The organism is Candidatus Enterococcus willemsii (assembly GCF_009933335.1).
GTDB classification, from domain to species: Bacteria; Bacillota; Bacilli; order Lactobacillales; family Enterococcaceae; genus Enterococcus_F; species Enterococcus_F willemsii.
Genome location: NZ_MAEL01000011.1, coordinates 2,162 through 2,560 on the forward strand (window position 1 = coordinate 2,162; position 399 = coordinate 2,560).

Below are 399 nucleotides of genomic sequence, written 5' to 3' on the forward strand. Positions count from 1 at the left end.
CGCCAATGATTAACATACTCGCTATTAATCCTACTAATGCATACTGTTTATAATGTGAAATCTGACGAAAAAAATTCATTATACTCCTCTCCTTTCACATTTAAATACGAAAAAAGCCGATATTCTTTTTTTGAATATCAGCTTTTTTTATTATTTTTCTATTATCTCTTGCATCTCAGCAACTGAACAAACAGTATAATCTGCTTGCACATCGGAAATAAGTTGTTCTAAGTCATAAAAAATCGTTTTGACTTGCGCATTTTTTCCTGCATCAATATCTAGTGGACGATCACCAATCATCACCGTTTTTTCAACGGGCATTTGATAGGTCTGGGTTAGATAATTAATAGCATCTGGTGCAGGCTTTCTGGCAAAATTATTTTCAGTTCCCACAATTTC

The 399-nt window shown here is 33.3% G+C and carries 1 protein-coding gene; it reads right to left on the reverse strand.

Annotated elements, in window-relative coordinates; translation table 11 throughout:
• Window positions 1-150: 150 nt before the first annotated feature.
• Window positions 151-399, reverse strand: a 249-nt coding sequence (locus BAU17_RS01775; protein ID WP_161901101.1) for an HAD hydrolase-like protein, incomplete at its 5' end; no start/stop codon positions are given.